This window comes from Actinomadura latina NBRC 106108, from assembly GCF_001552195.1.
In the GTDB taxonomy this organism is placed as follows: Bacteria; Actinomycetota; Actinomycetes; order Streptosporangiales; family Streptosporangiaceae; genus Spirillospora; species Spirillospora latina.
Genome location: NZ_BCQS01000028.1, coordinates 33,203 through 57,007, shown reverse-complemented (window position 1 = coordinate 57,007; position 23,805 = coordinate 33,203). Strand labels below are relative to the sequence as shown.

General features: G+C 72.3%; 21 protein-coding genes. 13 read left to right on the top strand and 8 right to left on the bottom strand.

All coding sequences use genetic code 11. From position 1 onward, the window contains the following. Positions 1-15 precede the first annotated feature (15 nt). The 4 genes from secD (at position 16) to AL2_RS29030 (ending at position 6,198) form a co-directional block, all read left to right on the top strand. Positions 16-1,746, top strand: coding sequence for a protein translocase subunit SecD (gene secD / locus AL2_RS29045; protein ID WP_210747908.1), 1,731 nt, complete (start codon positions 16-18; stop codon positions 1,744-1,746). Between the two features lie 3 nt (positions 1,747-1,749). Then, the gene (secF, locus tag AL2_RS29040; RefSeq protein ID WP_067639170.1) at positions 1,750-2,928 is read left to right on the top strand and encodes a protein translocase subunit SecF; all 1,179 of its coding nucleotides are present in this window, start codon (positions 1,750-1,752) and stop codon (positions 2,926-2,928) included. 20 nt (positions 2,929-2,948) lie between these two features. Further along, positions 2,949-3,473, top strand: coding sequence for an adenine phosphoribosyltransferase (locus AL2_RS29035; protein ID WP_067639168.1), 525 nt, complete (start codon positions 2,949-2,951; stop codon positions 3,471-3,473). Positions 3,474-4,026: 553 nt separating this feature from the next. Further along, on the top strand, positions 4,027-6,198 hold the full coding sequence (locus tag AL2_RS29030; protein ID WP_067639167.1) for a RelA/SpoT family protein: 2,172 nt from the start codon (positions 4,027-4,029) through the stop codon (positions 6,196-6,198). Between the two features lie 127 nt (positions 6,199-6,325). Here AL2_RS29030 and aspS read toward each other — a convergent pair whose 3' ends face one another. The 3 genes from aspS to AL2_RS29015 are packed head-to-tail and all read right to left on the bottom strand — an operon-like array spanning position 6,326 to position 10,125. Continuing rightward, the gene (aspS, locus tag AL2_RS29025; RefSeq protein ID WP_067639165.1) at positions 6,326-8,095 is read right to left on the bottom strand and encodes an aspartate--tRNA ligase; all 1,770 of its coding nucleotides are present in this window, start codon (positions 8,093-8,095) and stop codon (positions 6,326-6,328) included. Continuing rightward, a complete protein-coding gene (gene hisS / locus AL2_RS29020) occupies positions 8,092-9,372 on the bottom strand; it encodes a histidine--tRNA ligase (RefSeq protein ID WP_067639163.1) in 1,281 nt (426 codons plus the stop codon). Before hisS ends, aspS begins: the two co-directional genes overlap by 4 nt. Positions 9,373-9,384: 12 nt before the next feature. Then, complete coding sequence (locus AL2_RS29015) at positions 9,385-10,125, bottom strand: MBL fold metallo-hydrolase (protein WP_067639161.1); 741 nt, start codon at positions 10,123-10,125, stop codon at positions 9,385-9,387. A gap of 204 nt (positions 10,126-10,329) precedes the next feature. Here AL2_RS29015 and AL2_RS29010 point away from each other — a divergent pair, with 204 nt between their 5' ends. Continuing rightward, positions 10,330-11,076 (top strand): peptidylprolyl isomerase, encoded by a 747-nt coding sequence (locus AL2_RS29010; RefSeq protein WP_067639159.1) that lies wholly within the window; start codon positions 10,330-10,332, stop codon positions 11,074-11,076. A gap of 72 nt (positions 11,077-11,148) precedes the next feature. Beyond that, on the top strand, positions 11,149-12,384 hold the full coding sequence (locus AL2_RS29005) for a DUF349 domain-containing protein (protein WP_083947010.1): 1,236 nt from the start codon (positions 11,149-11,151) through the stop codon (positions 12,382-12,384). A 4-nt stretch (positions 12,385-12,388) separates the two neighbouring features. Here the strand turns inward: AL2_RS29005 and AL2_RS29000 are convergent, their stop codons facing one another. From AL2_RS29000 to AL2_RS28985, 4 genes are all read right to left on the bottom strand, one after another. Then, positions 12,389-12,952, bottom strand: coding sequence for a TIGR03086 family metal-binding protein (locus AL2_RS29000; protein WP_067639156.1), 564 nt, complete (start codon positions 12,950-12,952; stop codon positions 12,389-12,391). Between the two features lie 65 nt (positions 12,953-13,017). Next, the gene (locus AL2_RS28995) at positions 13,018-13,638 is read right to left on the bottom strand and encodes a DUF305 domain-containing protein (protein WP_067639154.1); all 621 of its coding nucleotides are present in this window, start codon (positions 13,636-13,638) and stop codon (positions 13,018-13,020) included. Further along, the gene (locus AL2_RS28990; RefSeq protein ID WP_067639147.1) at positions 13,635-14,261 is read right to left on the bottom strand and encodes a thioredoxin-like domain-containing protein; all 627 of its coding nucleotides are present in this window, start codon (positions 14,259-14,261) and stop codon (positions 13,635-13,637) included. Before AL2_RS28990 ends, AL2_RS28995 begins: the two co-directional genes overlap by 4 nt. A gap of 107 nt (positions 14,262-14,368) precedes the next feature. Further along, positions 14,369-14,779 (bottom strand): hypothetical protein, encoded by a 411-nt coding sequence (locus AL2_RS28985; RefSeq protein WP_157438435.1) that lies wholly within the window; start codon positions 14,777-14,779, stop codon positions 14,369-14,371. A 263-nt stretch (positions 14,780-15,042) separates the two neighbouring features. Between AL2_RS28985 and AL2_RS28980 the strand changes: the two genes are divergently transcribed. The 7 genes from AL2_RS28980 (at position 15,043) to AL2_RS28950 (ending at position 22,350) form a co-directional block, all read left to right on the top strand. Further along, positions 15,043-16,305 (top strand): replication-associated recombination protein A, encoded by a 1,263-nt coding sequence (locus tag AL2_RS28980; RefSeq protein ID WP_168444595.1) that lies wholly within the window; start codon positions 15,043-15,045, stop codon positions 16,303-16,305. A gap of 102 nt (positions 16,306-16,407) precedes the next feature. Beyond that, the gene (locus tag AL2_RS28975; RefSeq protein WP_067639141.1) at positions 16,408-16,824 is read left to right on the top strand and encodes a DUF948 domain-containing protein; all 417 of its coding nucleotides are present in this window, start codon (positions 16,408-16,410) and stop codon (positions 16,822-16,824) included. Continuing rightward, positions 16,821-17,156, top strand: coding sequence for a hypothetical protein (locus AL2_RS28970; RefSeq protein ID WP_067639139.1), 336 nt, complete (start codon positions 16,821-16,823; stop codon positions 17,154-17,156). Before AL2_RS28975 ends, AL2_RS28970 begins: the two co-directional genes overlap by 4 nt. Before the next feature lie 2 nt (positions 17,157-17,158). Then, entirely contained in the window at positions 17,159-19,828 is a 2,670-nt protein-coding gene (gene alaS, locus AL2_RS28965) for an alanine--tRNA ligase (RefSeq protein WP_067639137.1), read from the top strand. Positions 19,829-19,892: 64 nt separating this feature from the next. Further along, positions 19,893-20,351 (top strand): Holliday junction resolvase RuvX, encoded by a 459-nt coding sequence (gene ruvX, locus AL2_RS28960; RefSeq protein ID WP_067639288.1) that lies wholly within the window; start codon positions 19,893-19,895, stop codon positions 20,349-20,351. Next, positions 20,348-21,520: an endolytic transglycosylase MltG gene (mltG, locus tag AL2_RS28955; RefSeq protein WP_067639135.1), complete on the top strand. Its 1,173-nt coding sequence runs from the start codon at positions 20,348-20,350 to the stop codon at positions 21,518-21,520. The genes ruvX and mltG overlap by 4 nt, the downstream gene beginning before the upstream one ends. Next, positions 21,493-22,350: a shikimate dehydrogenase gene (locus AL2_RS28950; RefSeq protein WP_245667014.1), complete on the top strand. Its 858-nt coding sequence runs from the start codon at positions 21,493-21,495 to the stop codon at positions 22,348-22,350. The genes mltG and AL2_RS28950 overlap by 28 nt, the downstream gene beginning before the upstream one ends. Before the next feature lie 12 nt (positions 22,351-22,362). Here AL2_RS28950 and AL2_RS28945 read toward each other — a convergent pair whose 3' ends face one another. Then, a complete protein-coding gene (locus tag AL2_RS28945) occupies positions 22,363-23,790 on the bottom strand; it encodes a prenyltransferase/squalene oxidase repeat-containing protein (protein ID WP_083947009.1) in 1,428 nt (475 codons plus the stop codon). Between the last annotated feature and the right edge of the window lie 15 nt (positions 23,791-23,805).

Below are 23,805 nucleotides of genomic sequence, written 5' to 3'. Positions count from 1 at the left end.
CGCACTCTCCTCGCATTGTTCGCGATCCTGGTCGTCCTCGCCGGTCTGGCGGTCTGGCAGGGGCGCACGACGCCCAAGCTCGGCCTCGACCTGGCCGGCGGGACGACCGTGACGCTCACCGCCAAGACCCCCGGCGGCGGGGATCCCCCCGCCGAGCAGATGAACCAGGCCGTCAAGATCATGACGGAGCGGGTCAACGGCCTGGGGGTCTCGGACGCCGAGGTCGCGAAGCAGGGCAGCAGCAACATCGTGGTGAACGTCCCCGGTGAGGGGCAGAGCCGCGTCGTCAACCTGATCGGCACCACGGCGAAACTGCAGTTCCGCCAGGTGTTCGCGACGACGGACGGCCGTCCGGCGGGCGGGGCCACACCGGCCCCGTCGCCGAGTGACTCCGCCAAGGGCAAGGACGGCGGGAAGAGCGCTTCGCCGTCCGCGTCGCCCACGGCGAGCGCCTCGCCGTCGTCGTCGTCCACCCCGCGCGGCAAAGCGCTGTCGCGGGCGCTGACGGCCCCGACGCCGAAGCCGTCCGGCGGGGCCGCCCCGTCGCCGTCGTCGCTGGTCCAGCCGTCCGGGCAGCCCTCGGCGCCCGCGCAGGACTACCCCGGCGTCACCGACAAGGCCGTCATCAAGCAGTTCGAGGCCCTCGACTGCTACAACGGCGACCGGCGCGCCGCCGGGGCGAACGACCCGAGCCGCAAGTTCGTCGCCGCGTGTGACCAGGACGAGGAGAACGGCCAGGTCGCCAAGTACATCCTCGGGCCCGTCCGGGTGCTCGGCGAGAACGTCGACGAGGCCAACGCGATGCCGCCGAACGCCCAGCAGGGCCAGGCGAGCTGGTCGGTCTCGCTGAAGTTCGACGGCAAGGGCGCCCGCCAGTTCGGCGAGGTCACCACCGACGCGTCCCGCGCCTACCAGCAGAGCTCGTCCTCGCCGCAGGCGCAGGTCGCGATCGTGCTGGACGGCCAGGTCGTCTCGGCGCCCGCCATCCGGGAGGGCCCGATCACCGGCGGCACCGCCAGCATCGACGGGCCGCCCGAGAGCTTCGACCAGCAGTACGCCACCGACCTCGCCAACGTGCTCAAGTACGGCGCGCTGCCGCTGGAGTTCACGCAGAGCTCCATCGACGAGGTGTCGTCCACGCTGGGCTCCGACCAGCTGACCGGCGGCCTCATCGCGGGCGCGATCGGCCTCGGCCTGGTGGTGCTGTACTGCCTGTTCTACTACCGGGGCCTCGGCCTGGTCGCGGTGTCCAGCCTGGTCGTGGCGTCCGCCGTCACCTACCTGGCGGTGGTGATCCTCGGCGAGGGGATGGGCTTCCGGCTCTCCCTGCCGCACATCATCGGGCTGATCGTCTCGATCGGCATCACCGCGGACTCGTTCATCGTCTACTTCGAGCGGCTGCGGGACGAGCTGAGAGCCGGGCGCAAGCTGCGCTCCTCCGTGGAGAACGCCTGGAAGCGGGCGCGGCGCACGATCCTCGTCGCCGACGCCGTCACCTTCCTGGCCGCGCTCGTGCTGTACTTCCTCGCCGTCGGCGGCGTCGCCGGGTTCGCGTTCGCGATGGGCCTCACGACGCTCATCGACATCGTGGTGGTGTTCTTCTTCACCAAGCCGATGGTCACGCTGCTGTCGCGCACCAGGTTCTTCGGCCGGGGGCATCCGCTGTCGGGGCTCGATCCGAGCCGGCTGCACCGCGTCCAGGAGACGTCCGCGACCACCGCCCGCAAGACGAGCCAGGAGGCCTGACCCATGGGACTGCGCACGGTCACCTCGCGGATCTACCGGGGCGAGATCAGCGCCGACATCGTCGGCCGGCCGAAGATCTGGTACACGATCTCCGGGCTGCTGCTGGCGCTGTCGATCGCCGGCCTCCTCGTCCAGGGCCTGAACTTCGGCGTCGAGTTCAAGGGCGGCTCCGTCTTCACCTTCCAGGCCAAGAGCTCCTCGATCGAGCAGGTGCGCACCGCCGTCACCGACGGCGGCGCCCACCAGGCGATCGTGCAGAAGGCCGGCGAGGACTGGCGGGTCACGACCGAGAGCATGAGCTCCGACCACGTCACCGAGGTCAAGTCGAGCATCACGCAGGAGCTGAAGGTTCCCGCGAACGAGGTCAGCACCCAGGTCGTCGGCGCCTCGTGGGGCGGTGAGATCCAGAAGAAGGCCTGGCAGGCGCTGGCCGTCTTCATGATCCTGATCATCGCCTACCTGTCGGTGGCGTTCGAGTGGCGGATGGCCGTGGCGGCGGTGGTCGCGCTGATCCACGACCTCGTCATCACGGCCGGCGTCTACGCCTGGGTCGGTTTCGAGGTCACCCCGGCGACACTGCTCGGCTTCCTGACGATCCTCGGCTACTCGCTGTATGACGCGGTCGTCGTGTTCGACATGATCAAGGAGGTCACGAAACCGCTCGGCCCGACCTCCAAGACCACCTACAGCGAGGCCGCGAACCAGGCGCTCAGCAGCACCCTCGTCCGCTCGCTGAACACCTCGCTGGTGGCGATCCTGCCGGTCGGCGCGATCCTGTTCATCGGTACCACGCTGTTCGGCGCCGGAACCCTGAAGGACCTGTCGCTCGCCCTGTTCGTCGGCATGATCGTCGGGACGTACTCCTCGATCTGCGTGGCGACGCCGCTGCTCGTCCAGTTCAAGGAGCGCGAGCCGAAGTACCGGCAGCTCCGGGAGAACATCGCCCGGCGCGAGCGGAACGCGGCGAAGCAGGTCACGACCACCAAGGTCAAGGCCGGTGCGGGCGCGTCCGGGAAGCCGCCGGCCGACGACGGCCCGGCCCCCGGCGACGACGCCGACGGCGCCGACGACGATGAATCCGCGGACGCGCGGAGCACCGTCACCGTGCGGAAGGTCGTGCAGAGCGGGCCGCGGCAGCAGCCCAAGCGCGGGACGCGGCAGCAGCGCCGCGGCGGCAAGTAGAGCAAGGGGACTCTTCGATCGTGGACCTCGGCAAGCTGATCCAGGAGCGGATCCGCGACATCCCCGACTACCCGAAGCCCGGGGTGATGTTCAAGGACATCACCCCGCTGCTGGCCGACCACGTCGCGTTCGCCGGCGTGGTCGACTCGATCGTCAACCACCACGGCCGCGGCACCATCGACAAGATCGTCGGTATCGAGGCCCGGGGGTTCATCGTCGCCGCGCCCGTCGCCTACCACTTCGGCGCCGGCTTCGTCCCGGTGCGCAAGAAGGGCAAGCTGCCCGCGGCGACGCACGAGGAGACCTACGACCTGGAGTACGGGAACGAGACGATCGAGATCCACTCCGACGCCCTCGAAGCCGGCGACCGCGTGCTGATCGTCGACGACGTCCTGGCCACCGGAGGGACGGCCAGGGCCGCCGCGGAACTCGTCCGGCGGGGCGGCGGCGACGTCGTCGGGCTGTCGGTCCTCCTTGAGCTGTCGTTCCTGCGCGGACGCGACAAACTGGGGAATCTGGACGTCCATTCCCTGGTTACGGTCTAGTGCGAAATGCCCGCCGGATACACTGGCGCCATCAGGGTCCGGCGGGAACGGGCGCGATCCGCGGGGCGTGCACGGCAGCGCCCGGATGGACGAAGGAGGCTGGGTGCCCGGTGAGGCGGTATCGACCGGCGCGGTGAGCGACGCCGCCGCGGCGCCCCCGGCCGGAAAGCATCCGGCGCGGGAGTCCGCGGGGGAACGGGCCGTCAAGGCGGCCGGGGCGTCGACCGCGCCGCCACGGCGCGCGGATCGCCGAGCGCCACCGCCCGGACGTCCCGCGCAAGACCCGCCGGCTCCCGCAGACCAGCCCGCCGACCAGCCCGCAGGCCAGGCCGCCGAGACCGCCCCGGCCACCGAAGAACCGACCGCGGGGACGCCCGCCGAGCAGGCTCCCCGACCAGAGACTCCCCCCGCCGAGCGCACCGCCTCCAGGGAGGACGCCGATGACGCGTCCGAGCCCGACGCCCCGTCCAGGCCCACGCCGGCCACGATTCCACCGTCTGCCGCCCGGGTGCGCCGAAGGCTCGCCAGGCTGGGCGCCCAGCGCGGGCCCACTATGAACCCGGTACTAGAACCTCTGATCAAGACGGTCCGCAACACCCACCCGAAGGCGGACCTGCGGCTCATCGAGCGCGCCTACGACGTCGCGGCGCACTACCACCGCAACCAGAAGCGCAAGAGCGGCGACCCGTACATCACGCACCCCCTCGCGGTCGCGACCATCCTCGCCGAGCTCGGCATGAACACCGAGACGCTCTGCGCGGCGCTGCTGCACGACACCGTCGAGGACACCCCGTACACCCTCGACCAGCTGAGCGCCGAGTTCGGCGACGAGATCGCCGCGCTCGTCGACGGCGTCACCAAGCTCGACAAGGTCAAGTACGGCGAGGCGGCCGAGGCCGAGACCGTCCGCAAGATGGTCGTCGCGATGTCCCGCGACATCCGCGTCCTGGTGATCAAGCTCGGCGACCGGCTGCACAACATGCGCACGCTGCGCTACATGCCGCGGCACAAGCAGGAGAAGAAGGCCCGCGAGACCCTGGAGGTGTTCGCGCCGCTCGCGCACCGCCTCGGGATGAACACGCTGAAGTGGGAGCTGGAGGACCTCGCGTTCGCCACGATGTACCCCAAGCGGTTCGACGAGATCGCCCGCCTGGTGTCCGAGCGCGCCCCGCGCCGCGACGTCTACCTGCAGGAAGTCATCGAGAACGTCTCCACCGACCTGCGCGAGGCCCGGATCAAGGCCACCGTCACGGGCCGGCCGAAGCACTACTACTCGATCTACCAGAAGATGATCGCGCGGGACGTCAGCTTCGACGACATCTACGACCTGGTCGGCATCCGGGTCCTCGTCGACAGCGTCCGCGACTGCTACGCCGCGCTCGGCTCGATCCACGCGCGATGGAACCCGGTCCCCGGCCGGTTCAAGGACTACATCGCGATGCCGAAGTTCAACATGTACCAGTCGCTGCACACGACGGTGATCGGCCCCGAGGGCAAGCCCGTCGAGCTGCAGATCCGCACCTGGGGCATGCACCGCCGCGCCGAGTACGGCGTCGCCGCGCACTGGAAGTACAAGGAGGAGACGGTCGGCGGCCGCAAGGCCGGCGACATGCAGTGGCTCCGCCAGCTCCTCGACTGGCAGAAGGAGACCGCCGACCCGGCCGAGTTCCTGGAATCGCTCCGCTTCGACCTGTCGGTCTCCGAGGTCTTCGTCTTCACCCCGAAGGGCGACGTGATCGCCCTCCCGCAGGGCGCCACCCCGGTCGACTTCGCGTACGCGATCCACACCGAGGTCGGTCACCGATGTATCGGCGCGCGTGTCAACGGCCGCCTCGTCCCCCTCGAATCGGCCCTCGACAACGGCGACACCGTCGAGGTCTTCACCTCCAAGTCGCCGGACGCCGGCCCGAGCCGCGACTGGCTCGGCTTCGTCAAGAGCGCCCGCGCCCGCAACAAGATCAAGCACTGGTTCTCCAAGGAGCGCCGCGACACCGCGATCGAGTCCGGCAAGGACGCCATCGCCCGCGCGATGCGCAAGCAGAACATGCCGCTCCAGCGGATGATGTCCGGCGAGGCGCTGCTCGCCCTCGCCCGCGACATGCGCTACCCGGACGTCTCGTCCCTGTACGCCGCCGTCGGCGAGAGCCAGGTCTCCGCGCAGCACGTCGTCCAGCGCCTCGTGGACGCCCTCGGCGGCGTGGAGAGCGCCGAGGAGGACCTCGCCGAGCTCGCCCTCCCTACCCGCCGCAAGCAGCGCCGCGCCGGCGACCCCGGCGTCGTCGTCGCCGACGACCCCGACGTCTGGGTCCGGCTGTCCCGCTGCTGCACCCCGGTCCCCGGCGACGACATCGTCGGCTTCGTCACCCGCGGCCACGGCGTCTCCGTCCACCGCTCCGACTGCGCCAACGTCGCCAGCCTGAAGTCGCAGCCCGACCGCCTGATCGACGTCAAATGGTCCCCGAGCGAGGAGTCGGTCTTCCTCGTGGCCATCCAGGTCGAGGCCCTGGACCGCCCCCGCCTCCTCTCGGACGTGACCCGCGTCCTCTCCGACCAGCACGTCAACATCCTGTCGGCCTCGGTCACCACGTCCCGCGACCGCGTCGCCGTCAGCCGCTTCACCTTCGAGATGGGCGACCCGAAGCACCTGGGCCACGTCCTGAAGGCCGTCCGCTCCATCGACGGCGTGTACGACGTCTACCGGGTGACCAGCGGCGCCACACGATGACGCGACGGGCCTTAGCTCCGCCGGCGCCCCGCTTCGGCCGCCGGTAGGGGCGGGCGTCCGCCACGGGCGGCGCATGCCTTTCGAGGGCGGCCGCCTGGTATGGCGTCCGCCCTCGGTGGTGTGCGGGTCAGGCGTCGGCGGGTTCGGCGGGTTCGTCCTCGGGGATCACGTCCACACCCGCCTCGGCGCGCTGCTGGGGGGTGATGGGGGTCGGGGCGGCGGTCAGGGGGTCGTAGCCGGACGCGGCCTTGGGGAAGGCGATCACGTCGCGGATCGAGTCCTGGCCGGCGAGGAGCATGACCGTGCGGTCCCAGCCGAAGGCGATGCCGCCGTGCGGGGGCGGCCCGAACTTGAAGGCCTCCAGGAGGAAGCCGAACTTGGACTCCGCCTCCTCCTTGGAGAGGCCGAGGACGTCGAAGACGCGCTGCTGCATCTCGGCGCGGTGGATGCGGATGGAGCCGCCGCCGATCTCGTTGCCGTTCAGGACGAGGTCGTAGGCGTCCGCGAGGGCGGTGCCCGGGTCCTCCTGGAAGGTGTCGGCGTACTCCGGCTTCGGCGCCGTGAACGGGTGGTGGACGGACGTCCAGCCGATCTGCTCGCCCTTGTCGTCCTCGACGGGCTCGAAGATGGGGGCGTCGACGACCCAGACGAACTTCCAGGCGGACTCGTCGATCAGGTCGCGGCGGCGGCCGATCTCCAGGCGGGCGGCGCCGAGGAGCTCCTGGGCGGCGTGCCGCTTGCCGGCGCCGAAGAAGATCGCGTCGCCGGGCGCGGCCCCCGTCCTGGCGGCCAGGCCCTCCTTCTCGGCGTCGGACAGGTTCTTGGCGACCGGGCCGCCCAGGGTGCCGTCCTCCTGGACGAGCACGTAGGCGAGGCCGCGGGCGCCGCGGGCCTTCGCCCAGTCCTGCCAGCCGTCCAGCTCCTTGCGGGTCTGGGACGCGCCGCCCGGCATGACGACCGCGCCGACGTACGGGGCCTGGAACACGCGGAACGACGTGCCGGCGAAGTAGTCGGTCATGTCGGTCAGTTCCAGGGCGAAGCGCAGGTCCGGCTTGTCGGAGCCGTACCGGGCCATCGCGTCGGCGTAGGTGATGTGGGGGATCGGGAGGGGGATCTCGTAGCCGGCGATGTCCTTCCAGAGGCGCGCCACGAGGTCCTCGCCGACCTTCAGGACGTCGTCCTGGTCGGCGAACGACATCTCGATGTCGATCTGGGTGAACTCGGGCTGCCGGTCGGCGCGGAAGTCCTCGTCGCGGTAGCAGCGCGCGATCTGGTAGTAGCGCTCCAGGCCGCCGACCATGAGGAGCTGCTTGAACAGCTGCGGCGACTGCGGCAGCGCGTACCAGTGGCCGGGCTTCAGCCGGACGGGGACGAGGAAGTCGCGGGCGCCCTCGGGCGTCGACCGGGTGAGGGTCGGGGTCTCGACGTTGACGAAGCCGTGCTCGCGCATCACCTCGTGCGTGAGGAACGACGCCTCCGAGCGGATCTTCATCGCGCGGGCGACCGACTCGCGGCGCAGGTCGAGGTACCGGTACTTGAGCCGGATCTCCTCGTTGACGTTGACGTCGCCCTCGATGGGGAACGGCAGCGGCGCGGCGTCCGAGAGGACCTCGATGTGCGCGGCGGCGACCTCGATGCCGCCGGTGGGCAGTTCGGGGTTCTCGTTGCCCTCGGGGCGTACCCGGACCTCGCCGACGACCTTCACGCAGAACTCCGAGCGCAGGTCGTGCGCGGCGTCCTCCTCGCGGAAGACGACCTGCGCGGTGCCGGACGCGTCGCGCAGGTCGATGAACGTGACGCCGCCGTGGTCGCGGCGGCGGCCGACCCAGCCGGCCAGCGTGACCTGCTGCCCGGCGTGCTCCTCGCGGAGCGTCCCCGCCTCGTGCGTGCGGATCATGTGGAGAGCCCTTCCTTCAACGTCGTGGTGAGGTCGGTGAGCGGGACGGCGGTCTGCTCGCCCGCGGCGAGGTCCTTGACCTGGGCGACGCCGTCCGCGATATCTCGCTCCCCGAGGATCACGGCGTAGCGGGCGCCGGAGCGGTCCGCGTCCTTCATGGCGCCCTTCAGCCTCTTGCCGCCGAACGCCATGTCGGCGGCGATCCCGGCGCGGCGCAGGTCGGCGACGAGCGCGAACATGCGCCGCCCGGCGGTGTCGCCGAGCGCGACGCCGAACGCCTCGCAGCGCGGCTTGGCGGCGAACGCGGCGCCCTGCCGTTCCGGCGACTCCGCTTCGAGCGCCAGGATGGTGCGGTCCAGGCCGAGGCCGAACCCGATGCCGGGCAGCGGCGGGCCGCCGATGTCCTCGGAGAGGCCGTCGTAGCGTCCGCCGCCGCCGATCCCGGACTGGGCGCCGAGCAGCGGGTGGTCGAACTCGTACGTCGTCCGGGTGTAGTAGTCCAGGCCGCGGACGAGGGTGGGCGTGTCCTCCCACGCGATGCCGAGGTCGGCGAGCAGCTCCCGGACCCGGTCGTGGTGGGCCTTGCACGCCGGGCACAGGTGGTCGGCCATCAGCGGGGCGCCGGCGAGCTGATCACGCACCTTGGGGCGCTTGTCGTCCAGGACGCGGAGCGGGTTGATCTCGACGCGGGCGCGGGTGTCGTCGTCCAGGTCCAGGCCGCGCAGGAACTCCTGCAGCAGGGCCCGGTAGGCGGGACGGCACTCCTTGCAGCCGAGCGAGTTCAGCAGCAGCCGCACCTGGGTCAGCCCGAGGGACCGGTACCAGTTCCACGCGATCGCGATCGTCTCGGCGTCGACCTGCGGGTCCTCGCTGCCGATCGCCTCCAGGTCGAGCTGGTAGAACTGCCGGTAGCGGCCCTGCTGGGGGCGCTCGGCGCGGAACGCGGCACCGGTCGTCCACACCTTCACCGGCAGCGCGCCCTTGTGCAGGTTGTTCTCCAGGACGGACCGCAGCACCGACGCGGTGAACTCGGGACGCAGCGTCAGCGACCGGCCGCCCCGGTCCTCGAACGTGTACATCTCCTTGGACACCACGTCGGTGGACTCGCCGACGCCGCGCCGGAACAGGCCGGTGTCCTCGAAGACGGCCAGCTCCAGGTAGCCGTAGCCGGCCAGCCTCGCCTGCTCGGCGAACTCCTCCCGGATGGCGTAGAAGAGGTCCGCGCGCGGCGGGACGTATTCACTGACCCCCTTGGGGGCCCGGAAGCTCGAACTCATGATCTCTTAGGCTCAGAATCCCTTGTTGGGTCCGTCCGCGGGCGCCAGCGGGTCCTTCAGGGGGGACGACCCCCCTGTGCCACCCGGCACAAGCCCGGTGAGGAACGGGTTGGCGGCGCGCTCGCGGCCGATTGTGGTCTGCTCCCCGTGGCCGGGCAGGACGGCGGTGTCGTCGGGCATGGTCAGGCACACCCGGGACAGGCTGGCGAGGATCTCCTCGTACGATCCGCCCGGCAGGTCGGTGCGCCCGATCGACCCCGCGAACAGCAGGTCGCCGGTGAACATCACGTCCGGGATCTGCTCGGTCTCCGGGGTGCGGAACGTCACCGACCCGGGCGTATGGCCCGGCGCGTGGTCGACGGTGAAGCTCAGCCCGGCCAGTTCCAGCGCCGTTCCGTCCGCGAGCTCCCGCACGTCGTCCGGCTCGGTGAGCTCCAGGCCGCCGAACAGCTGCTGCCCGGCGCCCAGCGACAGCCCCTTGGCCGGATCGGTGAGCAGGTCGCGGTCGTCCGGATGGATGTAGGCGGGGACGTCCTTGGCGCCGCAGACCGGGGCCACCGACCAGACGTGATCGAGATGGCCGTGCGTCAGCAGCACCGCGACCGGCTTCAGCCGGTGCTCGCGCAGGATCTCCTCGATCCCGGCCTCGGCGTCCTGCCCGGGGTCGATGATCACGCATTCCTCACCCGCGGCGGGCGCCACGACGTAGCAGTTCGCGGCGAACGATCCAGCGGGGAACCCGGCGACGAGCACGGTCGTCCTTCCTTAGAACCATCTCGGGTGGGCGTGTCCGAGCGTACCGGCGGGGCCGCGGCCACCGCGAACGAGATGGGGCCGTCGCCGTGTCGCGCGGGAGAGCGCTCCCCGGGCGCTCTCTGAACGCGGAGACGCTTTTACTCCCCGGTACCGCTACTATGCGCTGCACGTTCACCTGATCACACCGGAGAGGCGAGGCACGTGGCGGGGAAGGACCGCAAGAAGGAGCTCGCGCGGCAGCGATACGAGCGCCAGCAGCAGCGCCGGGCACAGGAGGCCGCGAAGGCGCGCCGTCTCAAGATCATCGGCGCGGTCGCCGCGGTGGCGGTCGCCGTCGCCGGCGCCGCGGCCTTCATGGTGTTCAAGGAGGATGAGTCCACGGCCGCCGGCCCGCAGTGCGTCTACAAGGACGACACGCAGGGCAGCGTGGCCAAGGACGTCGGCCGCCCGCCGGGCAAGCCCGCGCACCCGGGCATCGTCCAGGCCACGGTGAAGACGAACCAGGGCGACGTGGAGATGCAGCTGTACGGCGACAAGGCGCCCTGCACGGTGAACTCCTTCGCGTTCCTCGCGCAGAAGAACTACTACGACAAGACCGAGTGCCACCGGCTGACGAGCGGCGGCCTCAGCGTCCTGCAGTGCGGCGACCCGACGGCGTCCGGCGGCGGCTCGCCCGGCTACCGGTTCGCGAACGAGAACACCGGCGGCGCCACCTACACCGAGGGCACGCTCGCCATGGCGCACAGCAAGGCGCCCGACTCCAACGGCAGCCAGTTCTTCATGGTCTACAAGGACTCGCAGCTTCCGCCGGACTACACCGTGTTCGGCAAGATCACCAAGGGGCTGGACGTGCTCAAGAAGATCGCCAAGGGCGGTTCAGAGCCCGCGGGCGACGGCAAGCCCAAGAAGAAGGTCGAAATCCAGGACGTCACGATCGCCGGGAAATAGGCGAACGGGATACTAAGGTGTGGAGGGTCCGGAGGGCGTGAGTCGTCCGGATCCGCGATTCAGGAGGCAAGGGTGTCCAGCGCGACCGATCCCTGGGGCCGGGTGGACGAGGACGGCACCGTCTATGTCAAGACTCCGGACGGCGAGCGGGTCGTCGGATCCTGGCAGGCCGGCGCGCCCGAGGAGGCCCTGGCCTACTTCAAGCGCAAGTTCGACTCGCTCAGCACCGAGATCGGCCTGCTCGAACAGCGGCTCCGCACCACCGATCTGCAGCCCGCCCAGGCCCAGCAGAGCATCGACCGGCTCCGCGAGGCCGTCGCCGGGGCGCACGCCGTCGGCGACCTCGGCGCGCTCGCCCGCCGCCTGGACGGCCTGACCGAGCAGGTCGGGCGGCGCCGCGAAGAGGTCAAGGTCCAGCGCGAGCAGCACCGCCACGAGGCCCGCGAGGTCAAGGAGCGGATCGTCGCCGAGGCCGAGCGCATCGCCGCCGAGGAGACGCACTGGAAGAACGGCGGCGAGCGGCTGCGCCAGCTGGTCGAGGAGTGGAAGGCCGCCGACCGCATCGACCGCCCCACCGAGACCGCGCTGTGGAAGCGGCTGTCCTCGGCCCGCAACGCCTTCACCAAGCGCCGCAAGGCCTACTTCGCCACCCTCGACGACCAGCGCGAGGAGTCCCGCCGGGAGAAGGAGCGCCTGGTCGCCGAGGCCGAGGCCATGTCCGGCTCCACCGACTGGGGCGAGACCGCCGCCGCCTACCGCGAGCTGATGCGCCGCTGGAAGTCGGCCGGGCGCGCCTCCCGGGACGCCGAAGAGGACCTGTGGGCCCGCTTCAAAGGCGCCCAGGACACCTTCTTCCAGGCCCGCAGCGACGCGTTCGCCGAGCGCGACGCCGAGTTCCGCGGCAACGCCGAGGAGAAGGAGAAGATCCTCGCCGAGGCCGAGCGGCTGCTGCCCGTCCGGGACGTCCGGCAGGCCCGGCAGGCGCTGCGGACGGTCCAGGAGCGCTGGGAGGCCGCCGGCATGGTCCCGCGCGACCAGCGCGACCGCCTGGAGGGCCGGCTCCGCAAGATCGAGGAGGCCGTCCGCTCCGCCGAGGAGAACGAGTGGCGCCGCACCAACCCCGAGGCCCGCGCCCGCGCCGAGGCCACCGTCGGGCAGCTGCGCAGCTCCATCGAGCAGCTGGAGAAGCGCCTCGGCAAGGCCCGCGACGCCGGCCGCGACAAGGACGTCAAGGAGGCCGAGGAGGCCCTCAGCGCCCGCCGCGCCTGGCTCGAAGAGGCCGAGCGCACGCTCGCCGAGTTCTCCTGACCCGCTAGGCCGTCCGGCCGAGGAAGGCGAGCATCCTGGTCTGCTCGTCGGCTCCTCGCGGCGCGGGCAGCGGCGCGGACAGGCGGCCGGCGGCGCGCAGGGGGGCGGCGACGACCTGGGCCGTGGCGAACGCGTGGTGGACGAGGTCGGCGTCCAGGCGGGACGGCTGGCCCGTCGCGCGCGCCAGATCCCAGGAGTGCACCAGCGGCTCCAGGATGTAGCCCTCCAGGTAGTCCCTCAGCGGGAGCTCGCCGAGGCCGCCGAACGGGATGAGGCGGGCCAGCGCGTCCGCGGTGAGCGCCGCGCCGCACTCCTTGCGGGCCGCCCGCCAGCTCATCAGGACGTCGCCCGGGACGAACCGCGCCGGGTCCGCGTCGACGTCCGGCTCGGGCTCCCCGGTGGCCAGCGCCCTGATCAGGTACTGGCCGCCGGTCACGTGGCCGGCGACGTCCCGGGCGGTCCACCCGGCGCAGGGCGACGGCGCGTCCCAGCCGTCCCGGGGGACGCCGGCCACCAGGCCCTCGAAGAGGTCGAGGGCCCGGTGGTAGCCGCTGAGGTTGTGAGCCATGGTGGTCAGTGACCCGCGATCCGGCGGCGCTGTCAAGCGCTATCGCGAAGGTCGCCGGCCCTGGATCACACTGTGGCCGCGCCCCGCTCCCGGAGCATCGCGTTCATCAGCGTGATCTCCGACCGCTGCCCGGTGACCATCGTGCGGGCCAGCCGTCGCACCCGGTCGTGGCCGGAGCGGGCCACCACCGCCTCCGCCATGCCGGCGCCGCCGCGGTGATGGGCGATCATCAGCCGCAGGAACAGCACCTCGGCGGCCCGGCCGGACGCCTTCTCCAGTTCGCCGAGCTGCTCGCGGGTCGCCATCCCCGGCATGGCGGACGCGCCGCCCCGGTGGCCGCCGTGCCCGGACGTCCAGCGCATGTGGCCGGACGGGTCGGCCTTCGGCAGCCCCCACTCGTCCAGCCAGGCCGTCATCATGCCGATCTGCGCCTGCTGGGCGGTGATGATGTCGTAGGCCAGCAGCTTGACGTCCGGGTCGCCGGTGCGGTCCCGGACGATGAACGACATCCGCACCGCCTGCGCGTGGTGGGCGCTCATGTCGCGGGCGAACCCGGCCTCGGGACCGTCCGTGCCCGGGCCGCGCGTGACGGCGCGTGCCACCAGTGCGGCTCCGGCGATCAGGACGAGCACCGCGAGGACGACGGTGACCCGCCGCCCCCGCGGTGCCGCGGCGCCCGGACTCACGGAGCGTCCTTGGAGCCGTCGCAGGCCGCGCCCGGCTCGGGCGTCTGCGGGCCCTTCACGAAGCCGCGCAGGAACTCGTTCACGCGCGGGTCGGAGGCGTCCTCCACCGTCAGCTGGTGGCCCCAGGCGGTGAGCTTGATCGGCGCGTCCTGGGACGGGTACGGGCTCAGCATCGTGTAGCCGGTGCCGGTGACCGTGCCCTTGAGCAGGTCGAGCGGGCCGGCGGCGAGGCCGGGACGGTAGGTGATCCAGACGGCGCCGTGCTCCAGGGAGTGCACGGCGTTCTCGTTCCGCAGCGGCGCGTCGTAGACGCGGGCGTCGCAGTTCTGCCAGACGGGGTCGTGGTCGCCGCCCATCGGCGGGTCGGTCTCGTACTTCACGGCCTCGGTGGTGTGGTCGCGGCCGAGGTCGTCCTTGACGACCAGGCCCGCGATGGACGGAGAGTCCGCGGACGACGTCCTGGTCTGCATGAACGTGTAGCCGATCGCGATGACCGCGACCAGGCCGATGACGGTGAAGAAGGCGATGCCGCCCCACGGGATCTCGCGCTGCGTCAGCACGTTCTTCGGCTTGGTCTGCTGCTTGTTCTTCTTGGCGTTCTTGTTGCGGGCGCTCTTGGACATGAGAGCGGTCCTCCAGGGGTGCTGTGGATGCGTGCCGGGATGCGGGCAGGCACCGCGTCGCGGCGTAGCCGATGCGGTGCGCTGCGTGCGGCCTTACGGCCTGCTCATCACAGCCGGAGCACCTGGAGGACGGGCGGGTACGCCAGGGTGGCGGCCGCGCCGGGCGGAGGGGCGAGCGACCAGCCGGTGCGCGCGGGCAGGCGCGAGAGGGGCCGGCGCAGCGCGGTCGCGAGCACCAGCAGCAGGAGGGTGAACAGGGCGGCCATGCACAGGCACACGTCCAGCGGCATCCGCGGAGGCTGCTTCACGGGCGCGCTGAGCGCCGCGCCCGCGAGGTCGTGCGGGCCCTGGGACGCCGGAACCGCGGCGCCGGCGAGCGCGCTCACGGCGTGCTCGGTGCACACGCGCGGCGGCGGCCCGTGGCCCAGCCCGTAGCTGAACACCAGCCCGGCCACGGCGAACAGCGCCACGAGCAGTCCAGCCGTCCCGTGGCGCCGATGCGGGGCCGTACGAGACACCGTCACGCTCCTGTAATGCGCCTTCAGGGCTGTTCCAACGCCGCAGCCTATCCCCGGGTTCCCGGGCCCCGGCCCCCGGCCGCGGGACGTCCCGGTGTGTCCGTGCCGCGAGATAGTGTCGGAGCGTGACCAGCAGGGCGGAATCGGGCGAGCCGGAGGGCCTCTTCGACGCGCCTGGACGCGACCCCGAGGCCCCCGGGACGGCACCGGCCCGCCCGGCCGTCCCCGCCGCGCCCGGCGCGGAGCAGCCGCTCGCGGTGCGGATGCGCCCCCGCGCGCTGGACGAGGTCGTCGGACAGGGCCACCTGCTCGGCCCCGGCACCCCGATCCGGCAGCTCGTCGACCGCGACGTGCCGATGTCGCTCGTCCTGTGGGGCCCGCCCGGCACGGGCAAGACGACCCTCGCCACGGTCGTCAGCAACGCCACGTCCCGCCGGTTCGTGGAGATCTCGGCGGTCAGCGACGGCGTCAAGCGGGTCCGCGCCGAGATCGACCTGGCCCGGCGCGAACTCGGCATGACGGGCCGCCAGACGGTCCTGTTCGTCGACGAGGTCCACCGGTTCAACAAGGCCCAGCAGGACGCCCTGCTCCCCGCCGTGGAGAACCGCTGGGTGTCGTTCATCGGCGCCACCACCGAGAACCCGTTCTTCTCCGTCATCAGCCCGCTGCTGTCCCGCTCGCTGCTGCTCACGCTGGAGCCGCTCGGCGAGGACGACCTGCGCGAGGTGATCCGCCGGGCGCTCGCCGAGGAGCGCGGCCTGGACGGCGCGGTGGCCCTCGACCCCGCCGCCGAGGACCACCTCGTCCGGCTGGCCGGCGGCGACGCCCGCCGCACCCTCACCTACCTGGAGGCCGCGTCCCTCGTCGTCGACGACGGCGGCGTGATCGACGCGGACGTCCTGGAGAAGGCCGTCGACCGGGCCGCCGTCCGCTACGACCGCGAGGGCGACCAGCACTACGACGTCATCAGCGCGTTCATCAAGAGCATCCGCGGCAGCGACGTCGACGCGGCGCTGCACTACCTCGCCCGCATGATCGAGGCCGGCGAGGACGCGCGGTTCATCGCCCGCCGGCTGATCGTGCACGCCAGCGAGGACGTCGGCATGGCCGACCCGACGGCGCTGCAGACCGCGGTGGCCGCCGCGCAGGCGGTCGAGTTCGTCGGCCTCCCCGAGGCGCGCATCAACCTCGCCCAGGCGGTGATCCACCTCTCCCTGGCGCCCAAGTCCAACGCGGTGATCATGGCGGTGGACGGGGCGCTCGGCGACGTCCGCAAGGGGCTCGCCGGGCCCGTCCCCGGGCATCTGCGCGACTCCCACTACAAGGGCGCCGCGAAGGTCGGGCACGGGGAGGGCTACAAGTACGCGCACGACCACCCCGGCGGCGTCGTCCGGCAGCAGTACGCGCCCGGCTCCGTGGACGGCCGGGAGTACTATCGCCCGACCAGGCACGGCGCCGAGGCGCGCTTCACCGAGGTCCTCGCGCGGATCCGCTCCGTCCTGCGCGGCACCGGTGACCGGCGCTGATCGCTCCCGCCGGGCCGGTGCTACCGCCACTGCGGCGTTGCGACCGGTAAGGTCTGTCACGCCGCAACGGCCCGAACCGAATTCGCACGAACGGAAAGCCCGATGCTCACTGGTGGACAGCTGGCAGGCCTCATCGTGGCCGTGTTCTGGGCGGTGCTCGTCGCCTTCATCGCACTGACCCTGCTGAAGCTCTCCCGGCTCCTCGGTGAGGCCGGCAAGGTCGTCCGCGACATCGGCGACCAGGCCGCCCCCCTGCTGGACGACATGACGCACACGGTGAAGCGCGCCAACGAGCAGCTCGGCCGCACCGACGTCATCACCAAGCAGGTCGCCGGCGTCACCCAGAACGTCTCGGCCGTCACGACCGTCATGACCTCGGTGGTGGGCGGCCCGCTGGTGAAGGCCGCGGCCTTCTCCTACGGCGTCCGCAAGGTCCTCAAGAACGGCGACGGCGAGGCGCGCGGCGCCTCCGGCCGGCCGCAGCTTCAGGCCCGCTCCTCGGGGAGGGGACGCCGGTGAGGCGGCTGTTCTGGGTCTCGGTCGGCGCCGGTGCGGGCGTCTACGTCACGCACCGCGTGAAGCGGCGCGTGGAGGCGGTCGCGCGGAGCCTGTCCCCGGAGGGGGTCGCGATGCGGGCGGTGGCGACGGGCAAGGGCACCGGAGAACGGCTGAGGCATTTCGCCGCCGACGTCCGTACCGAGATGCAGGCCCGCGAAGAGGAACTGCGCGAGGCCGTCCGCATGGACCAGGCTCCGCCGGACGCCGAGGTTCCCGGATACCGGGGGTCCCCGCCCCGCCGGGTGCTGAAGGCGCGATACACGATCATCGACGACGACAAGGATGGCCACTGATCATGGAGTCGGCAGAGGTCGCCCGCCGCTTCCTCGAGTTCTTCGAGGAGCGCGGGCACACGGTGGTGCCCTCGGCCAGCCTGGTCGCCGAGGACCCGACCCTGCTGCTGGTCAACGCCGGCATGGTCCCGTTCAAGCCGTACTTCCTCGGCCAGCGCACCCCGCCGTCCCCGCGGATGACGAGCGCGCAGAAGTGCGTACGGACGCCCGACATCGAGGAGGTCGGCAGGACCACCCGGCACGCCACGTTCTTCCAGATGCTGGGCAACTTCTCCATCGGCGACTACTTCAAGGAGCAGGCGATCCCGTTCGCCTGGGAGCTGCTGACCGCGTCCCGCGAGGACGGCGGCTTCGCGTTCCCCGAGGAGAAGCTGTGGGTCACCGTCTTCCAGGACGACGACGAGGCCCAGAGCATCTGGCACGACAAGGTCGGCGTCCCCCTCGACCGCATCCAGCGGCGCGGCATGGAGGACAACTTCTGGTCGATGGGCGTCCCCGGCCCGTGCGGCCCCTGCTCGGAGATCTACTACGACCGCGGCCCCGAGTACGGCCGCGAGGGCGGCCCCGTCGCCGACGAGGACCGCTACCTGGAGGTCTGGAACCTCGTCTTCATGCAGTACGAGCGGGGCCCGGGGGAGAGCAAGACCGACTTCCCGATCCTCGGCGACCTGCCCGCCAAGAACATCGACACCGGCATGGGCCTGGAGCGCATGGCGGCGATCCTGCAGGGCGTCGACAACATCTACGAGACCGACACCCTGTGGCGGATCCTCGACCGCGCCGCCGGCCTGACCGGCGCCAAGTACGGCCGCGACCACCGCGCGGACGTGTCGCTGCGCGTCATCGCCGACCACGTCCGCAGCGGGACGATGATGGTCGCGGACGGCATCCGCCCCGGCAACGAGGGCCGCGGCTACGTGCTGCGCCGCATCCTGCGCCGGTCCATCCGCAATCTGCGCCTGCTCGGCGGCCAGGACGCCGGCCTCATGCACGAGCTGGCCGCCGTCGCCATCAAGGCCATGGGCGAGCAGTACCCCGAGCTGGTGCGCACCGCCGCGAACATCCACACGGTCATCGACGCCGAGGAGGACTCCTTCCTCCAGACGCTCCGCACCGGCACCGCGATCTTCGACACGGCGGTCGAGGAGACCAAGCGGTCCGGCGGCGCGACGCTGGCGGGCGACCAGGCGTTCAAGCTGCACGACACCTACGGCTTCCCCATCGACCTCACCCTGGAGATGGCGTCCGAGCAGGGCCTCCAGGTCGACGAGGACGGCTTCCGCCGGCTCATGCAGGAGCAGCGGGACCGCGCGAAGAAGGACGCCCGCGACAAGAAGACCGGCAACCTCGACGTCTCCGTCCTGGACGAGCTGCTCACCGGCGCCGGCGGCAAGGTCGACTTCACCGGGTACGGCAGCCTCGCCGGCGACGCCCGCCTCGTCGGGCTCCTCGTCAACGGCGCCAACGCCCCGGCCGCCGGCGAGGGCACCGAGGTCGAGGTCGTCCTCGACCGCACCCCGTTCTACGCCGAGGGCGGCGGCCAGCTCGCCGACCACGGCGTCATCCGGCTCGGCAACGGCGCCGTCATCGAGGTCACGGACGTGCAGTCCCCCCTCGCGGGCCTCATCGTGCACCGCGGCCGCGTCCGCAGCGGCGAGGCGCAGGCCGGCGACACCGCCTACGCCGAGGTCGACGTGGAGCGGCGCCGCGCGATCTCCCGCTCGCACACCGCGACCCACCTGGTGCACGCCGGGTTCCGCCGCGCGCTCGGCGAGTCCGCCGCGCAGGCCGGCTCGGAGAACTCGCCGGGCCGCTTCCGGTTCGACTTCACCGCCTCCGGCGCCGTCCCGCCGAGCGTGCTGCGCGACGTCGAGGACGAGGTCAACGAGGTGCTGGTCGGCGACCTGGACGTCCGCGCGTTCCACACCTCGATCGACGAGGCCCGCGCGATGGGCGCGCTCGCGCTGTTCGGCGAGAAGTACGGCGACGAGGTCCGCGTCGTCGAGGTCGGCGACTACTCCCGCGAGCTGTGCGGCGGCACCCACGTCGCCCGCTCCGGGCAGCTCGGCCTGGTCAAGGTGCTGGGCGAGGCGTCCATCGGCGCTGGCGTCCGCCGCGTCGAGGCCCTCGTCGGCATCGACGCGTTCCGGTTCCTCGCCCGCGAGAGCGTCCTCGTCGCGCAGCTCGCCGAGCAGCTGAAGGCCCGCAAGGAGGAGCTCCCCGAGCGGATCTCCGGCGTCGTCACCCGGCTCCGCGACGCCGAGAAGGAGCTGGAGAAGCTCCGCTCCCAGCAGGTGCTCGCGATCGCCGGGTCGCTGGCCGACGGCGCCCGGGACGTGAACGGCATCGCGTTCGCCGCGCACCGCGCTCCGGCCGGCACCGGCGCCGACGACCTGCGCAGGCTCGCCGTCGACGTGCGCGGCCGGCTGACGGCCCGGCCCGCCGTCGTGATGGTCACGGGCGTGCCGAAGGACCGCCCCGTCGTGGTCGTCGCCGTCACCGAGGGTGCGCGCGAGCGCGGCCTCAAGGCGGGCGCGCTCGTCGGCCTCGCAGCCAAGGCCCTCGGCGGCGGAGGCGGCGGCAAGGACGACCTGGCGCAGGGCGGCGGCGCGAATCCCGCGGCCGTCGGCGACGCCCTCGCCGCGGTCGAACGGGCCGTAGGGGCCGCGTGAGCCCGGCGCGACGGGGTAGACGACCGGAGCCGGCGTCATGGAGGCCGCCGAGCGGAGCGAGGCCATGAGACAGGGCGTCCGGTTGGGGATCGATGTGGGGAGCGTGCGCGTCGGAGTCGCCAAGTGCGACCCTGGCGGCATCCTCGCCTCCCCCTTGGAGACCGTGAAGAGCGGCAGGGGCGACATCGACCGGCTCGTGGAGCTCGTCACCGAATACGAGGCGGTCGAGGTCGTCGTCGGGCTGCCGACGTCGCTGTCGGGCCGGGAGGGCCCGGCGGCGCAGGCGGCGCGCAGGTTCGCCGCCATGCTCGCCGACCGCCTTCCCCCGGAGGCGGTCCGGCTGTACGACGAGCGGCTCACCACCGTCACCGCCGAGAGCGGGCTGCGGGCCGGGGGAGTACATGGTCAGGCGAGGCGCAAGGTCGTCGATCAGGCCGCCGCGGCGGTCCTGCTGCAGGCGGCCCTCGACGCGGAACGGTTGACTGGGCGCCCCCCAGGAGAGATCGTCCGGGGGAGCTCATGAACGATTTGGACCTCTTCTCAGACCCGCACGGCGATCCCTACGGCGACGGCCGGCCGCAGGGCGAGCGGTACGGGAGGCGGGACCGGCGGCGCGTCCGCAAACGGCAGAAGAGCCGCCGGCGCAACGGCCGGGCCGCGGCCCTGTTCGCGATGGCGTTCCTGGTGGCGGTGTTCGGCACCGGCGGCGTCCTCGGCTACGCGTGGGTGGACGACAAGTGGCATCCGCCGGACTACGCGGGCGAGGGGTCCGGCAAGGTCACGGTCCAGATCAAGGAGGGCGCCAGCGGCTCGGCCATCGGGGCCACGCTGCAGGAGCACCGCGTGGTCAAGAGCGCCCGCGCGTTCGTGAAGGCCTACAGCAAGGAGACGAAGGCCTCCAGCATCCAGCCGGGCTTCTACCAGATGCGGCTGAAGATGTCGTCGGCCGCGGCGATGGCGCTGCTGCTGAACCCGAAGTCGCGGGCCGGGAACCAGATCACGATCCCGGAGGGACGCCGGGCGGCCGAGGTCTTCGAGCTGCTGACGAAGAAGACCGGGATCTCGGTGAAGGAGTTCCAGGCGGCCGCGAAGAACGGCAAGAGCCTGGGGCTGCCGTCGTACGCGAAGGGCAACGTGGAGGGGTACCTGTACCCGGGCCGCTACGACCTCGACCCGAACGGCTCGGCCGATCGGATCCTCAAGCAGATGGTGGAGCGGTTCAACGAGGAGGCGACCAGCGCCGGCCTCGTCGCCAAGGCGCGCGAGGCGCGGATGAACCCGGCGACGGTCGTCACGCTGGCCAGCCTGGTCCAGGCCGAGGGCGGCAAACCCAGCGACCTGCCGAAGATCTCCCGAGTGATCTACAACCGGGTGGAGAAGGGCATGAAGCTGCAGTTCGACACCACGGTGCTGTACGCGCTGAAAGAGCGGCGGCTGACGGTCACCGAGAAGGACCTCCTGATCGACTCGCCCTACAACACCTATAAGCACACGGGCCTGCCGCCCGGCCCCATCTCGAACCCCGGGCCGGACGCGATCGAGGCGGCGCTGAACCCGAAGCCCGGGACGTGGCTGTACTTCATCGCCACCGACCCGACGAACAAGGTCACCAAGTTCGCCACGACGGAGGCGGAGCGGCTGGCCATCGAGAAGGAGTTCCGGGAGTGGCAGAAGGCGCACCCGAACCAGTGACCGGGGGGACGGCCCGCCGGGCCGCGGTGCTGGGTTCGCCGATCGCGCATTCGCTGTCGCCGGTCCTGCACCGCGCGGCGTACGCGGCGATGGGCCTCGGCAGATGGTCGTACGAGGCGATCGAGTGCGGCGAGGACGGCCTGGCCGGGCTGCTGGACGGCCTCGGCCCCGAATGGGCGGGCCTCTCGCTGACCATGCCGCTCAAGCGCGTCGCGCTGGACCTCGCCGACTCGGTGTCCGACCTCGCGGTGAAGGTCGGCGGCGCGAACACGATCGTCCTGCGGGACGGCCGCCGGCACGGCGACAACACCGACGTGCACGGCATCGAGACCGCGCTGACGGAGGCCGGGCTCAAGGCGCCGCCGTCGGCGCTGGTGCTGGGCGGCGGCGCGACCGCGGCGTCCGCGCTGGCCGCGCTCGCCCGGCTCGGCACGTCCGAGGCGGTGCTCGCGGCCCGCTCACCGGAGCGCGCCGCCGGCGCCGCCGAGGTGGGGGAGCGGTTCGGGCTCGCGGTCCGCGTCGTGACCCTCGACCGGGTGCCCGGCCACCTTCCGGTGGAGCTGGTCGTGTCGACGCTGCCCGGCCGCGCGGCCGACGCGTTCGCCGGACCGGTCGCCGCCTCCGGCGCGGCCCTGTTCGACGTCGTGTACGCGCCGTGGCCGACGGCGCTCGCGGCGGCGGTGGAGCGGGCCGGCGGGACGGTCGTGAGCGGTTTCGCGATGCTGCTGCACCAGGCCGTCCGGCAGGTGGCGCTGATGACGGGCCGCGAGGACGTGCCGGTGGCGGCGATGCGGGCCGCCGGGGAGGCGGAGCTCGCCCGCCGCGCCTGACGCCCCGGCCGGTCAGGGCGGGGCGGGCGGCGGGCCGCGCGGGGTGCGCCGCTTCGCCGACTCGTCGATGCCGGTGAGGACGATCGGCAGGATCACGCTCAGCCAGAAGTCCTTCCAGCCCCACAGGCCGGCCGCGACGCCGAGCGCGCTCGCGACGCACACGAGGCTCAGCAGGAACGCCGCCCAGTGCCGCCGCGCGAGCCCCACCGGGTCGATGATCCTGCGGGGCGGCAGCAGCTCGGCCAGCGTGCGGTCCCGCGCGTGCGACCGCTGGACGACCGTCGCGTCCGGCAGCCAGTGCAGGATGTCGGCGCTCCCGGCGAGCGGGACGCGGGACAGCGTGATCAGCGTCTCCAGCCGCCACCACAGCGTCCACAGCGACGTGCGCCCGCTGCCCGGGTAGCCGTTCCAGCGCGGGTCGGCGAACTCGCCGCGCACCAGCGTCCGGAACGCCCGCGCGACGACAGGGCCGTGCGGGCCGCGCGGGTCCCGCAGCAGGGCGGTCAGCGCGATCGGCAGTCCGTAGTGCCAGAGGGCGAGCCGCCACACCGGTTCGGCGCCCGCCCCCTGCCGCCCGGAATCGTGCCGCCCGGAATCGTGCGGGCCGGTGCAGTGCGGGGAGACGTCGTAGGTCTCGATCCACGTGTGGTCGTCGTCGGGGTCGAGGTTCTCCAGCAGCCAGTCGTAGGCGTCCAGCAGCCGCTCCGTCCGCAGCTCCGGGCGCGCCTCCGCCAGCGTCACCAGCACGAAGGCGGTGTGGGTGACGGTCGGGCGGGACGCCGGCGTCGGCCCCCAGCCGGGGCGGTGCGCCGTCCGGTCGGCGGTCAGCCACTCCACGCCCCGGTCGACCGCCGGGTCGTAGGGATTGAGCTGGGCGAGCGCGCGCAGCGCCAGGCACGTCAGCCAGACGCGGGACGGGCAGCCGTGCAGCGAGCCCCATCCGCCGTCGGGGTTCTGGTTGCGCAGCAGCCACTGGTAGGCGCGCTTGGTGTCGGGCGCGTCGTCGCGCAGGTCGCAGCGGGCGCGGGCGAGGAACCGCGCGATCCAGCCGGTCGCCTCGACCACCGGCATGCCGAGGCTGGTCTTGGTGGCCCAGCCGCCGTCGCGCAGCCCGTCGTCGGAGCGGGTCTGCCGGGCGGCGAGGAAGGCCAGCCCGTCGTCGAAGTACTCGAAGGGACGTCCCGCCTCCACGAACGCCATCAGCCCGAGGGCCGTCGCGGTGGTGCCCGGTTCGGGCCGCGCGAGCTCGTGGTACCAGCCGCCGCCGGAGCCGAGCGCGGGCGCGTAGGTGTCGCGCAGCACGTCCAGCGACTCGTTCAGCCGGGTTTCGAGCACGGCCATGTCGATGACCGGGACGGCCGGGCCGCGCGGCCGGCGCCGTCTCGGCACGGGGGCGGGACGGTCGGCGCGGGGGGCCGGCGCGGGGAGGGGAGGTGTCATCTGGTGCACGGTTTC